This is a genomic window from Pseudomonas sp. App30, from assembly GCF_047947025.1.
GTDB lineage: Bacteria > Pseudomonadota > Gammaproteobacteria > Pseudomonadales > Pseudomonadaceae > Aquipseudomonas.
The window spans coordinates 5,690,581-5,702,601 of record NZ_CP133165.1; the positions used below are offsets into that span (position 1 = coordinate 5,690,581).

At 64.3% G+C, this 12,021-nt stretch carries 13 protein-coding genes; 7 read left to right on the forward strand and 6 right to left on the reverse strand.

Going from position 1 to position 12,021, the window contains the following annotated elements; genetic code table 11:
• Nucleotides 1-67: 67 nt before the first annotated feature.
• Nucleotides 68-2,572 (reverse strand): ABC transporter permease, encoded by a 2,505-nt coding sequence (locus tag RAM80_RS26235; RefSeq protein WP_416423301.1) that lies wholly within the window; start codon nt 2,570-2,572, stop codon nt 68-70.
• A 4-nt stretch (nt 2,573-2,576) separates the two neighbouring features.
• Nucleotides 2,577-3,260, reverse strand: coding sequence for an ABC transporter ATP-binding protein (locus RAM80_RS26240; RefSeq protein WP_416423302.1), 684 nt, complete (start codon nt 3,258-3,260; stop codon nt 2,577-2,579).
• 10 nt (nt 3,261-3,270) lie between these two features.
• Here RAM80_RS26240 and RAM80_RS26245 point away from each other — a divergent pair, with 10 nt between their 5' ends.
• From RAM80_RS26245 to RAM80_RS26255, 3 genes are all read left to right on the forward strand, one after another.
• The gene (locus tag RAM80_RS26245) at nt 3,271-3,876 is read left to right on the forward strand and encodes an arylesterase (protein WP_416423303.1); all 606 of its coding nucleotides are present in this window, start codon (nt 3,271-3,273) and stop codon (nt 3,874-3,876) included.
• 57 nt (nt 3,877-3,933) lie between these two features.
• Complete coding sequence (locus RAM80_RS26250; protein WP_416423304.1) at nt 3,934-4,221, forward strand: hypothetical protein; 288 nt, start codon at nt 3,934-3,936, stop codon at nt 4,219-4,221.
• A 99-nt stretch (nt 4,222-4,320) separates the two neighbouring features.
• On the forward strand, nt 4,321-5,331 hold the full coding sequence (locus tag RAM80_RS26255) for a L,D-transpeptidase family protein (RefSeq protein WP_416423305.1): 1,011 nt from the start codon (nt 4,321-4,323) through the stop codon (nt 5,329-5,331).
• 876 nt (nt 5,332-6,207) lie between these two features.
• Here RAM80_RS26255 and oprI read toward each other — a convergent pair.
• Complete coding sequence (gene oprI, locus RAM80_RS26260) at nt 6,208-6,459, reverse strand: outer membrane lipoprotei OprI (protein WP_008372139.1); 252 nt, start codon at nt 6,457-6,459, stop codon at nt 6,208-6,210.
• A gap of 587 nt (nt 6,460-7,046) precedes the next feature.
• On the opposite strand from oprI, the gene RAM80_RS26265 reads away from it, so the two are divergent.
• Entirely contained in the window at nt 7,047-7,328 is a 282-nt protein-coding gene (locus RAM80_RS26265; RefSeq protein ID WP_416423306.1) for a GNAT family N-acetyltransferase, read from the forward strand.
• A 69-nt stretch (nt 7,329-7,397) separates the two neighbouring features.
• Here RAM80_RS26265 and RAM80_RS26270 read toward each other — a convergent pair whose 3' ends face one another.
• Nucleotides 7,398-8,474, reverse strand: a complete 1,077-nt coding sequence (locus RAM80_RS26270; RefSeq protein ID WP_416423307.1) for a 3-deoxy-7-phosphoheptulonate synthase — start codon at nt 8,472-8,474, stop codon at nt 7,398-7,400.
• Between the two features lie 147 nt (nt 8,475-8,621).
• Nucleotides 8,622-9,053, reverse strand: a complete 432-nt coding sequence (locus RAM80_RS26275) for a PilZ domain-containing protein (protein ID WP_416423308.1) — start codon at nt 9,051-9,053, stop codon at nt 8,622-8,624.
• On the opposite strand from RAM80_RS26275, the gene RAM80_RS26280 reads away from it, so the two are divergent.
• The 3 genes from RAM80_RS26280 (at nt 9,052) to cysB (ending at nt 11,127) form a co-directional block, all read left to right on the forward strand.
• Complete coding sequence (locus RAM80_RS26280; protein WP_416423309.1) at nt 9,052-9,438, forward strand: thioredoxin; 387 nt, start codon at nt 9,052-9,054, stop codon at nt 9,436-9,438. The genes RAM80_RS26275 and RAM80_RS26280 overlap by 2 nt on opposite strands.
• Nucleotides 9,439-9,532: 94 nt before the next feature.
• Nucleotides 9,533-10,033, forward strand: a complete 501-nt coding sequence (locus tag RAM80_RS26285; protein WP_416423310.1) for a universal stress protein — start codon at nt 9,533-9,535, stop codon at nt 10,031-10,033.
• A gap of 119 nt (nt 10,034-10,152) precedes the next feature.
• On the forward strand, nt 10,153-11,127 hold the full coding sequence (cysB, locus tag RAM80_RS26290; RefSeq protein ID WP_416423311.1) for an HTH-type transcriptional regulator CysB: 975 nt from the start codon (nt 10,153-10,155) through the stop codon (nt 11,125-11,127).
• Between the two features lie 53 nt (nt 11,128-11,180).
• Here cysB and RAM80_RS26295 read toward each other — a convergent pair whose 3' ends face one another.
• On the reverse strand, nt 11,181-11,915 hold the full coding sequence (locus RAM80_RS26295) for a phosphoadenylyl-sulfate reductase (RefSeq protein ID WP_416423312.1): 735 nt from the start codon (nt 11,913-11,915) through the stop codon (nt 11,181-11,183).
• Between the last annotated feature and the right edge of the window lie 106 nt (nt 11,916-12,021).

Consider the following 12,021-nt stretch of genomic DNA (forward strand, 5'->3'; position numbering starts at 1 on the left):
GCAGGATGGTTTCTGGAATCTAGTTCCAAAAAACCATCCGTGCAACCGTGCAACCGTGCACACGCAATCAGCTGTCGCGCAGCACCGCCAGCGGGCTGGCGTTCAAGGCGCGGCGGGTGCCGAACACGCCGGCGCCGCCGATCAACAGGGCGCCCACCAACGGCAGCACCAGCAGCCAGGGGTGCAGGTGCCACTCCAGGTTGAATGCCAGGCGGTACAGCGCCAGGCTGATCAGCTCGGTGCCCAGGGCGGCCAGCAGGCCGCTGGCAGCGCCGAGCAGGCCGAACTCGATGCGCCGCGCCTTGACCAGCAGCCGGCGTTCGGCGCCCAGGGCGCGAAGCAGGGCGCCTTGACGGATGCGTTCGTCCAGCGTGGCCTGCAGGCCGGAGAACAGCACCGCCATGCCCGCCGCCAGCACGAACAGCAGCACGTACTCCACCGCCAGGGTCACCTGGGCGAGGATGCTGCGCAGCTGCTCCAGCAGCGCTTCCACCTGCAGCAAGGTCACCGCCGGGAATGCCCGCGCCAGCTCCACCACCTGCTGGTCGTGGCCGGGGGCCAGGTAGAAGCTGGTGAGGTAGGTGGTGGGCAGGTCCGTGAGGGTGCCGGGCTGGAAGATCATGTAGAAGTTGGGCTGGAAACTGTCCCAGTGCACCTCGCGCAGGCTGGTGACCCGGGCCTGGCGCTCGCTGCCGCCGATGTTGAAGGTCAGGGTGTCGCCCAGCTTCAGCTTGAGGCTGTCGGCCAGCTTGGCTTCCACCGAGACGCCGGGGTGCTCGGTGTCGGGCACGGGGCCCCACCACTGGCCGGCGGTGAGGCTGTTGCCGGTGGGCACCTCCGCCGACCAGGTCAGGCTCAGGTCGCGCTCGGTGGCCTGGTCGCCGCGCGAATCGCGGGTCACCAACTGGCGCACCGGCTCGCCGTTGACCGCGGTCAGGCGCCCGGGGATGACCGGGAACAGCGGCGCCGACCTGGCCGAGTAGCTGGCCAGGCGCTGGGCGAAGTTGTCCTTGTCGCTGGGCAGGATGTTCAGGGCGAAAAAGTTGGGCGCGTTTTTCGGCAGCTGGTTCTGCCAGGTGTCCAGCAGTTCGCCGCGTAGCAGGGCGATCAGCGCCATGGACAGCAAGATCAGGCCGAAGGCCAGGGACTGCCCGGCAGCGGCCAGTGGGTGGCGCAGCAGCTGGCCCAGCCCCAAGCGCCACGGCAGCGGCGCGCCTGCCAGCAGGCGCCGCAGGCTTTGCAGCGCCAGCAGCAGCACGCCGCCCAGCACCAGCGCCGCCAGCAAGCCACCGGCGAGCAGGGCGAACGTCAGCAGCAGGTCCAGGCTCAGGCGCCACATGATCAGACCCAGCGCCAGGATGGCCAGGCCGTACACCAGCCAGGTGCTGGCGGGCACCGGCAGCAGGTCGCGGCGCAACACCCGCAGCGGCGGCACGCGGCCCAGCGCCGCCAGTGGCGGCAGGGCGAAACCGGCCAGCGCTACCAGCCCGGTGCCGATGCCGGCCAGGGCGGGCAGGGCGCCGCCACTGGGGATGGCGCTGGGCAGCAGGCCCTGCAGCAGCTTGAACAGGCCCAGCTGGGCCAACCAGCCCACCAGCGCGCCGCTGACGCAGGCCAGCAGGCCCAGCACAGTGAGTTGAATGCAGAACGACAGCAGCACTTCGCGCCGCGACAGGCCCAGGCAGCGCAGCAGGGCGCTGGCGTCGAAGCGGCGGCTGGCGAAGCGGCTGGCCGACAGCGCCACGGCCACCCCGGAGAGCAGCACCGCCACCAGGCTGGCCATGTTCAGGTAGCGCTCGGCCTTGCTCAGGGCACTGCCGATCTGCTGGTTGCCGTCGCGGGCATCCTGGATGCGCTGGTTGGGCGCCAGGCCCGCGTGCACGGTCTGCGCGTAGGCGGCCAGGGCGATGGGCTTGCCGCGCCAAAGGTCACGGAAGGTCACCCGGCTGCCGGGTTGGATCACCCCGGTGGCGGCCAGGTCAGCCTCGTTGATCATCACCCGTGGGGTCAGGCTGTAGAAGTTGCCGGCGCGATCGGGCTCGTAGGTCAGCACCCGCGCCAGGCGCAGGGTCTTGTTGCCGACGTCGATGCTGTCGCCGATCTTCAGGTTCAGCGCCGCCAGCAGCCGTGATTCCACCCAGGCCTCGCCCGGGCCCGGCCGGCCGCCCGCGCTTTCCTCGCCGTAGGGCTGGGCGGCGCTTTTCAGCTCACCGCGCAGCGGGTAGTTGTCGTCCACCGCCTTGATGCTCGACAGCTGGATGCCGTTGTCGGTGGCCACCACGCTGGCGAACTCCACCACCCGCGCATGCTCCAGCCCCTGCTCGCGGCCCAGCCGAAGCTGCTCGGGGCGTGGCGGCGTGGTGCCTTGCAGCACCAGGTCGGCGCCGAGGAACTCTGTGGCGCGCAGCAGCATGGCCGCGTTCAGGCGTGCGCCGAAATAGCCGATGGCGGTGCTGGCGGCCACGGCCACCAGCAGGGCGAAGAACAGCACCCGCAGTTCACCGGCGCGGGCATCGCGCAGCAGTTGGCGAACGGACAGGGTGAGCAGGCGCGTGAGTGGCAATCCAGCCATCGGGTCAAGGCTCCAGGGGGCCGACCAGGCGGCCGGCATCAAGACGGATCAGGCGCCGGCAGCGGTGCGCCAGGCGTTCGTCGTGGGTGACCAGCACCAGGGTGGTGCCGCGTTCCTTGTTCAGTTCGAACAGCAGGTCGCTGATGCGCTCGCCGGTGTGGCTGTCGAGGTTGCCGGTGGGTTCGTCGGCGAACAGCACGTCGGGCTCGGCGGCAAACGCGCGGGCGATGGCCACGCGTTGCTGCTCGCCGCCGGACAACTGCCGCGGCGAATGGCTCAGGCGCTGGCCCAGGCCCACCCGCTCCAGCAGGCCGCGGGCGGTGTCGCGGGCGTCGTGGCGGCCATCGAGTTCCAGCGGCAGCATCACGTTTTCCAGGGCGTTGAGGCTGTCCAGCAGTTGGAACGACTGGAACACGAAGCCCACGTGCTCGGCGCGCACCCGCGCGCGCTGGTCTTCGTCCAACTGGCTGAGGTCGCGGCCGGCCAGGGTAACGTTGCCGCCGCTGGGCAGGTCGAGGCCGGCCAGCAGGCCCAGCAGCGTCGACTTGCCCGAGCCCGAGGCGCCGACGATGGCCAGGCTGTCGCCCTTGTGCAAATCCAGTGACAGTTCGTGCAGGATGGTCAGGTCGCCTTCCGCGCTGGGAACCACTTTGCTAAGGTTCTGAGCTTTGAGGATGCTGATGCCCATGGAGAATCCGATGCGAATGTTGTGGTTGAGTGCTGGCCTGGCGCTGATGGTGCTGGCGCAGAACGCAGCGGCGGGTACCGTGCTGGTCGTGGGCGATAGTATCAGCGCCGGTTTGGGCCTGGATACCAGCAAAGGGTGGGTGTCCTTGTTGCGACAACGGCTTGAGCACGAGGGTTTCAAGGATGAGGTGGTGAACGCCTCCATCTCTGGCGACACCTCGGCGGGCGGCCAGGCGCGACTGCCGGCGCTGCTGGCGGCGCACAAGCCACAGGTGGTGATTCTGGAATTGGGCGGCAACGATGGCCTGCAGGGGCACCCGCCGGCGCAATTGCAACAAAACCTGTCAGCAATGATCGATGGCGCCCGCGCCGCCGGTGCCAAGGTGCTGTTGCTGGGCATGCAACTGCCGCCCAATTACGGCGTGCGCTACACCACTGCCTTCGCCCGGGTGTATGGCGACCTGGCCACGCAGAAGCAGGTGGCGTTGGTGCCGTTTTTCCTCGAAGGGGTGGGTGGGGTGCCGGCGCTGATGCAGGCCGATGGCATCCATCCGGCGGTGAATGCCCAGGGCAAGTTGCTGGAAAATGTCTGGCCGCAGCTAAAACCGCTGCTTTGACGCTTTTCTAGCAACCGCGTTTCGGCTAATGTGGCGCCCCCCGATCTGGAGCCCCCAATGCCGCGTCCTGCCTGGTCCCTGTTTGCGTACCAACTTATCGAGCCCGATGAGCAGCTCGATCTGTTCGCGTGCCAGGAAATTCGTGTGCACCTGATCGCCCGCCAGCTGGAGCTGGGGGGCTCGGCCGACCGCACGTTGTGCGGCACCCTGTTGCCGGCCCAGCCGCGTTGGTCCGGGGTGGCCCCGTCGATATTCCGCGATCGGCGCCTGTGCCCGCTGTGCAAGGCCATCCTGCAGGCGCAGAAGAAGGGCACCCGGCCGGTGTGGCCGGAACTGGCCAACTGATTTTCTGTTCATCCGCTGGCCGCCCACAGGCCTCCCGGTAAGCGGGACGCCGGTGTACAATCGTCCGATTATCCCTCTCGTTTTGCAAAGGATCCTCGGATGTTGCCGCGCTTTTCCGTCGTCACCCGTTGCCTGGCCCTGACCGCTGCCATCGCCGCCGGTCCCGCTGCGGCACTGGAATTCCCCCTGCCGCCGCCCGGCCAGGACATCGTCGGTCAGGTCCAGGTGATCAAGGCCAAGTACGAAGACACCTTTGCCGACCTGGGTGAAGCCAACGACCTGGGCTACCTGGAAATGATCGCCGCCAACCCTGGCGTCGATGCCTGGCTGCCGGGCGCCGGCACCGAGATCGTGCTGCCCACCCGCTTCATCCTGCCGCCGGGCAAGCGCGAAGGCATCGTGATCAACCTGCCTGAATACCGCATGTACTACTTCCCCAAGGGCGAGAACGTCGTCTACACCTACCCGATCGGCATCGGTCGCGAAGGCTGGGGCTCGCCAATCTCGCAGACCAAGATCACCGGCAAGATCCCCAACCCGACCTGGACCCCGCCCGCGTCGATCAAGGCCGAACACGCCGCCGACGGCGACCCGCTGCCGAACGTGGTGCCGGCCGGCCCCGACAACCCCCTGGGCCCGTTCAAGTTCACCCTGGGCATTCCGGGCTACCTGATCCACGGTTCCAACAAGAAGTTCGGCATCGGCATGCGCACCAGCCATGGTTGCTTCCGCATGTACAACTTCAACGTGCTTGAACTGTCGAAAATGGTGCCGGTGGGTACTCCGGTGCGCATCATCAACGAGCCCTACAAGTTCGGCGTGAGCGAAGGCAAGATCTACATCGAGGCCCACACCCCGCTGGACGCCAAGGGCGACCCGTCGGCGGTGGACAAGCACACCGCGGTGATCAACGCGATGCTCAACCGCCCGGACCTCAACGGCACCAACATGCAGATGAACTGGGATACCGTGCGTGACGTGGTGGCGGCCGAGGACGGCCTGCCGGTGGAAATCGCGGCGCCTGGCGTGGCGGGGTCTGCGAACGACTCGGTTATTTCCAAGGCGCCGGTGACGCCTGCGCCGCAGGTGCCGGTGCAGAAGATGGATTGATTGCCGGCTGGCATCAAAAAGGGGGAGGCCGCTGACGCAGGGTCTCCCTTTTTTATGACCGGTACATAGCTTGTCGTGGCGCCGCAGATCGCTTTTGCTTCCGTGCGGCCTTTGATCTTGATTGTGTGCCCCATAAAGCGCCAGGGCCGACTGGAGGCGTTGGCCGAGCGGTCCACGGCGTAGCCGGGGAAGACGGAACCGGAGGCGCTTCTATTCCGGGCCGTCGGCCGCTTGGGCGACGCCGGAGGGAGGGGACCCGAAGCGAAGCGTAGGGACCAAGCAGGGGCAAGCCTTTTTTGCTTACTTTTTGTGGCGTTTGACAAAAAGTGAGCCGCCGTAAGGGCGGAAAGGTGATTGTGCATCACCCTTGGTATTGGATATGTGCATGGCTTTCGAATCTCGCTTCTGAGGGATTCGGACATATCCATTTTCGCGGTGCGACCACCGACTGTTTCGGCCTTACGCCGACTCACTTTTTTTCAGACGCCAAAAAAAGTAAGCAAAAAACGCTTGCCCCTGCTTGGGCCCTCCGCTGCGCTACGGGTCCCCTCCTTCCGGCGCCGCTCAACGGGCAGACGGCACCCGCTATAGAAGCCTGCGGGTTACCGTCTCTTCGGCCTGCGGCCTCGGCCCTTCGGGCAGCCCGTTGATCGACGCCTCCAGTCGGCCCGGGCGCTTTACGGGGCATACAATCAAGATCAAAAGCCAGATCAAAAGCCAGATCAAGATCAAAAGCCAGATCAAGATCACAAGCCGAAGCAAGATCACAACCCGAGACAAGACCACAAACAACGGTAACGGCTGCTGTTTGTTCCAGGCATAAAAAAAGCCAGCCCACCAAAGGTGGGCTGGCCTTGCAATAATCCCGAGGGACTATTACTTACGGCTTGCCTTGTCCAGCATGCGCAGAGCGCGCTCGTTGGCTTCGTCAGCAGTCTGTTGAGCTTTCTGGGCAGCAGCCAGAGCTTCGTCAGCTTTGCGATAAGCTTCGTCAGCACGAGCTTGAGCGCGAGCCGAAGCATCTTCGGTAGCGGTCAGGCGAGCTTCGGTTTCTTTGGAGGCGCTGCTGCAACCGGTAGCCAGGACGGCGGCCAGAGCCAGAGCAGAGAATTTCAGAACGTTGTTCATCGTGATCCCCTTCAAGGACTTTCTATTTAAAGCCATCTCTCGTGAGTGAGAAAATAGCCGGCGTACATAGTACCCATTACTTGTAGTAAGTAAAATGACCTAACGCAAGAAGCAAAAAAAATTCTCGCCAACCCCTCTGTTGTATTGACGACAGCCCACGTACAGGTTCCACCAGCCAGTCTGGAAAAGGCGTCAAGGGGCGGGTGAGGTGTGAGCTGCATCACCTTTGCAGCGGTCACTATTAAACCTGGGCAACGCTTCCCGGTGTGTTTGGTAAAGCCTGCTAAAGTGTTTTTTACTGAACTAGTAGTGACTTCAATTGTCGGCAGTCGTCGAAGGTTTAACATTCGGCAATGTTCAGTCGGGGCTGCCTTCAGATGTTCGGTCACGTAAATGTTACGTACAGCCGGGCGAGTGTCTTGAGTGTCGGTGGCAACGGCGCCTACTATTGAGCTACGTGCTCCTTTGAAAAGAGAACGACAAAGCTCGTCTCTGTGTCGAAACAGGCACGGGGTGGCGTAGAGGTTCCTTCGCCGGAAAAACATCGGTAAGGTAAGGGTCACATACAAGACCCGCGAGGAGTTGTGATGAGCGAGGCGTTGTCCATCCACCATGACCAGGCCGGTCATCAATTCGAGACCAACGTAGACGGTCATCGTGCCTACCTGACCTACATGGACCTGGGTAAGCAGACGCTGGATATCTATCGTACCTTCGTGCCCAACGCGTTGCGCGGCCGCGGCATTGCCGCGGCCCTTACCGAGCAGGCGCTGGCCTATGCCGACCGTATGGGGTACACCGTGATCCCGTCGTGCTCCTACGTGGAGCGCTACATGGAACGTCACCAGCGGCACGCCGCCAAGACCTGAACACGCGTCGGCCATCAGCCAGACACGAAAACGCCGGGGCATGCCCCGGCGTTTTCATGTGCGCGCTGCTTAGCCGCGGGCGCGCTTGGGCAGCACGTCCTTGAGCTTGGCGTGCATGTTGCGCAGGGTGGTCTCGGTGCTGGCCCAGTCGATGCAGGCATCGGTGATGGACACCCCGTACTGCAGCTCGGCCAGGTCCTTGGGAATGGCCTGGCAGCCCCAGTTCAGGTGGCTTTCCACCATCAGGCCGATGATCGAGTTGTTGCCCTCGACGATCTGGTTGGCGACGTTCTCCATCACCAGCGGCTGCAGGGCCGGGTCCTTGTTGGAGTTGGCATGGCTGCAGTCGACCATGATGTTGGGGCGGATGCTGGCCTTGTTCAGGGCCTGCTCGCACAGGGCGACGCTTACCGAGTCATAGTTGGGCTTGCCGTTGCCGCCGCGCAGCACCACGTGGCCGTAGGCGTTGCCCTTGGTGGTGACGATGGACACGCCACCTTCCTGGTTGATGCCCAGGAAACGGTGCGGGCTGGAGACTGACTGCAGGGCGTTGATGGCCACGGTCAGGCCGCCGTCGGTGCCGTTCTTGAAGCCCACGGCCGAGGACAGGCCCGAGGCCATTTCCCGGTGGGTCTGGGATTCGGTGGTGCGCGCGCCGATGGCCGACCAGCTGATCAGGTCCTGCAGGTACTGCGGCGAGATCGGGTCGAGAGCTTCGGTGGCGGTCGGCAGGCCCATTTCCGCCAGGTCCAGCAGCAGCTGGCGGCCGATGTGCAGGCCGTCCTGGATCTTGAACGAGTCGTCCAGGTACGGGTCGTTGATCAGGCCTTTCCAACCCACGGTGGTGCGCGGCTTCTCGAAGTACACGCGCATCACCAGGTACAGGGTGTCGCTCACTTCAGCGGCCAGGGCCTTGAGGCGCTCGGCGTATTCGTGGGCGGCCTTGATGTCGTGGATGGAGCAGGGGCCGATCACCACGAACAAGCGGTGGTCCTTGCCATCGAGAATATCGCGGACAACCTGGCGGCCCTGCGTCACGGTCTTCAGCGCGGCCGGGCTCAGGGGGATGTCCCGCTTGAGCTGGTCGGGGGTGATCAGGGTGTCGTTGGAGGCGACGTTGAGGTCGTCGATCGGTAAATCAGCCATCGTGTTACTCGTCAGGTCACGGGTGCCGGCCGCCAGCGATCCCCCCGCGCGGCGGAGCACAGCTTATTTTGGGCGCAGCGGGGACCGGAACCTTAGCGCGAACGCAGGGGCTGCGACAATGGGGCGCGGGCGAAATGCGTAACGAATTTAATACGAAGCGTCGCTCAGGCTGGCCTGGGAGAACTCCGCGGCGTGGCGCTCCACCCACTGCCGGGCCAGCGCGTCGATGCTTTCCACGTTGGCGGAAAAGGGTGATTGTGTTTCGCAGTATTGCTGGATCTGGCAGACCTGCTCGCCCATGCGCGCGCCGAACAGCGTCTGTTCATCGGTAAACGCCACGCCGATCAGGTAGCCTGCAGGCTGTTTGCGGCACCAGGCCACGTAGCCGGGGTAGCGCAGGCCGTTGTTCAGGGTGGGCATGCTCAGGTCGATGGCGGTGCCGGCGCGGTAGGCGCGGTGGTGCTGGCAGGCCACGCCGCCCAGGCTGATCACGTGCAGGCGGCGGGCGGCAAGGGCAGGGCGGTGACACAGGTTCAACTCTACGGCTACATCGAAAGGATGAGGAAGAAAACGACCCATGAACACTGGCTCCGAGTGTCAGCTGGTTGACGAAGATGCCTGCAGGCCCCTGCAGGAACTGGAACTGACTGATTTGACTATAGATCACGTATTGCTGGATGCGCCGGGTACGTCACTGCTGATTTTCACCGGCGCCGGCTGTGCCAGCTGCCGGGTGGCGCGCCGCGAGCTGCCGCGCCTGCCGCTGGCGGTGCAGCGCCTGTGCTGGATCGATGCCGGCGACAACTTCGGCGCGGTGCAAAGGTACGAGGTCTTCCACCTGCCTGCAATCTTTGTCGTGCACAACGGCCAGTTCCATGGCGCGCTGAACGCACGGCTGCTGGCTGGCGAAATCGACCTGCGGGTGCGCGAGGCCTTGCTGCGCGCGCCCGACGAGCTGCCGTGAGTCCCGTCCGCCAGGTTATGAGCGGGGCGTCGGACTGTGGGCGGCGCTGCTAAGCTTGTGCAAGCTCTGCCGTTTTGGCAGTCGAGGAGATCACATGATCCGTTCGATGCTGTATGCCACTGACCTGGGTCTGTACGCCCCCTACGTGATGCAACACGCGCTGGCCCTGGCGCGCACCTTCAAGGCCGACCTCTACGTGATTCATGCCGTGGAGCCCATGGGGCTGTTCGCCGAGTCGGTTTTGCAGAGCTACCTGGACGAGCCTACCCTCAACGAGCTGCACAGCGAGGGCCTGAGCACCATGATGGCCGGCATCGAGCACAAGGTGCTCGACGGCTTCCGCGAAGAGCTGGGCGAGGGCCAGCAGGACCTGGCCCTGATCACCGCCGTGCGCGTGCGCCAGGGCGACCCGGCCCAGGTCATCCTCGACCAGGCCCAGCGCCTGGCGGTGGACCTGTTGATCGTCGGCAGCCACAGCCACGGCGCCGGTGCCGACATTCCCCTGGGGCGCACCGCCGCGCGGGTGTTGCAGCTCTCTACGGTGCCGGTTTACATGGTGCCGCTGTCCCAGCAGCTGGGCCGGCGCAAGGCTTGAGCGCGGGCAAGGGTGCACTCACGTACAAAATCTGATAAAAAGTTCTAGATTTATTACCCAGACCATTAATATAGTTATAACTCGTCGCTGTTGGCGTTTATCTGCTTTGAGGGATTCATATGAAGCTTCAACAATTGCGCTACATCTGGGAAGTAGCGCACCACGACCTCAACGTCTCCGCGACAGCACAAAGTCTCTATACCTCCCAGCCCGGCATCAGCAAGCAGATCCGCTTGCTCGAGGACGAGCTGGGCGTTGAAGTCTTCGCCCGCAGCGGCAAGCACCTGACCCGGGTCACCCCGGCCGGTGAGCGCATCATCACCACCGCCGGCGAGATCCTGCGCAAGGTGGAAAGCATCAAGCAGATCGCCCAGGAATTCTCCAACGAGAAGAAAGGCACGCTGTCCATCGCCACCACCCACACCCAGGCGCGCTACGCGCTGCCGCCGGTGATCAGCAACTTCATCAAGCAATACCCCGACGTGGCGCTGCACATGCACCAGGGCTCGCCCATGCAGATCGCCGAGATGGCCGCCGACGGCACCGTCGATTTTGCCATCGCCACCGAGGCGCTGGAGCTGTTCGGCGACCTGATCATGATGCCGTGCTACCGCTGGAACCGTTGCGTGGTAGTGCCCCAGGGGCACCCGCTGACCAAGCTGCCGAAGCTGACCCTGGAAGTGCTGGCCGAATACCCGATCGTGACCTACGTGTTCGGTTTCACCGGCCGTTCCAAGCTGGACGAAGCCTTCAGCCACCGCGGCCTGACCCCCAAGGTGGTGTTCACCGCGGCCGACGCCGACGTGATCAAGACTTACGTGCGCCTGGGCCTGGGCGTGGGCATCGTCGCCAAGATGGCGGTGGACACCAAGCTCGACAGTGACCTGGTCATGCTCGACGCCGACCACCTGTTCGAGGCCAGCGTCACCAAGATCGGCTTCCGCCGTGGCACCTTCCTGCGTGGTTTCATGTGCGACTTCATCGAGAAGTTCGCCCCGCACCTGACCCGCGACGTGATGGCCAAGGCCATCCAGTGCCACAACAAGCAGGAGTTGGAAGAGCTGTTTGACGGCGTCGAGCTGCCGGTGCATTGATTCCCGGCCTTCGGGCATAAAAAAACCGGCCAATCTGGCCGGTTTTTTTTGCTTCAGGCTTTCTGGATCAGGTTGCCTGCATGCAGCCCACATTCCTTCTGCGTGGCTTCTTCCCACCACCAGCGGCCTTCGCGCTCGTGCTGGTTGGGCAGCACGGGGCGGGTGCAGGGCTCGCAGCCGATGCTGATGAAGCCGCGTTCGTGCAGGCTGTTGTACGGCAGTTCGAGCATGCGGATGTAGCCCCAGACTTCCTCGCTGCTCATCTGCGCCAGCGGGTTGAACTTGTACAGCGGGCGCTCGGGCGTGGAGAATGCGCCGTCGATTTCCATCACCGAAACCTGGCTGCGGGTGCCCGGGCTCTGGTCGCGGCGCTGGCCGGTGGCCCATGCCTTCACGGTGGACAGCTTGCGGCGCAGCGGCTCGATCTTGCGGATGCCGCAGCACTCGCCGTGGCCGTCCTTGTAGAAGCTGAACAGGCCCTTTTCCTTCACGAACGGCTCAAGCCGGGTGTGGTCGGGGGACACCAGCTCGATGGCGATGTTGTAATGCTCGCGCACCTGGTCGATGAACCGGTAGGTCTCCGGGTGCAGGCGGCCGGTGTCGAGGCTGAATACCTTGACGTTCTTGTTCAGCTTCCACGCCATATCCACCAGCACCACGTCTTCGGCGCCGCTGAAGGAGATCCACAGCTCGTCGCCGAAGTGCTCGAAGGCAAGCTTGAGGATGTCCTGGGGGGACTTGTTGGCATAAGTCGCGGCGAGTTCGGCGACGTCGAGGTTCAGGCTCATCAGGCGGCTTCCTAGGTCATTCGGCGCTTGGGCGCTCATTTGTGTCTGATGGTAACAAAAAGTCCCTGTGGGAGCTGGCTTGCCAGCGAGTTTTTCATGGGGCTGA

What these genes read in the sequence shown, in the direction of transcription:
- RAM80_RS26250 (WP_416423304.1), top strand. Translation starts at nt 3,934, where the DNA reads ATGCCGCGTCCTGCCTGGTCCCTGTTTGCGTACCAACTTATCGAGCCC.
- RAM80_RS26265 (WP_416423306.1), top strand. Translation starts at nt 7,047, where the DNA reads ATGAGCGAGGCGTTGTCCATCCACCATGACCAGGCCGGTCATCAATTC.
- RAM80_RS26270 (WP_416423307.1), bottom strand. Translation starts at nt 8,474, where the DNA reads ATGGCTGATTTACCGATCGACGACCTCAACGTCGCCTCCAACGACACC.
- RAM80_RS26295 (WP_416423312.1), bottom strand. Translation starts at nt 11,915, where the DNA reads ATGAGCCTGAACCTCGACGTCGCCGAACTCGCCGCGACTTATGCCAAC.
- RAM80_RS26285 (WP_416423310.1), top strand. Translation starts at nt 9,533, where the DNA reads ATGATCCGTTCGATGCTGTATGCCACTGACCTGGGTCTGTACGCCCCC.
- RAM80_RS26280 (WP_416423309.1), top strand. Translation starts at nt 9,052, where the DNA reads ATGAACACTGGCTCCGAGTGTCAGCTGGTTGACGAAGATGCCTGCAGG.
- cysB (WP_416423311.1), top strand. Translation starts at nt 10,153, where the DNA reads ATGAAGCTTCAACAATTGCGCTACATCTGGGAAGTAGCGCACCACGAC.
- RAM80_RS26275 (WP_416423308.1), bottom strand. Translation starts at nt 9,053, where the DNA reads ATGGGTCGTTTTCTTCCTCATCCTTTCGATGTAGCCGTAGAGTTGAAC.
- RAM80_RS26255 (WP_416423305.1), top strand. Translation starts at nt 4,321, where the DNA reads ATGTTGCCGCGCTTTTCCGTCGTCACCCGTTGCCTGGCCCTGACCGCT.
- RAM80_RS26235 (WP_416423301.1), bottom strand. Translation starts at nt 2,572, where the DNA reads ATGGCTGGATTGCCACTCACGCGCCTGCTCACCCTGTCCGTTCGCCAA.
- RAM80_RS26240 (WP_416423302.1), bottom strand. Translation starts at nt 3,260, where the DNA reads ATGGGCATCAGCATCCTCAAAGCTCAGAACCTTAGCAAAGTGGTTCCC.
- oprI (WP_008372139.1), bottom strand. Translation starts at nt 6,459, where the DNA reads ATGAACAACGTTCTGAAATTCTCTGCTCTGGCTCTGGCCGCCGTCCTG.
- RAM80_RS26245 (WP_416423303.1), top strand. Translation starts at nt 3,271, where the DNA reads ATGCGAATGTTGTGGTTGAGTGCTGGCCTGGCGCTGATGGTGCTGGCG.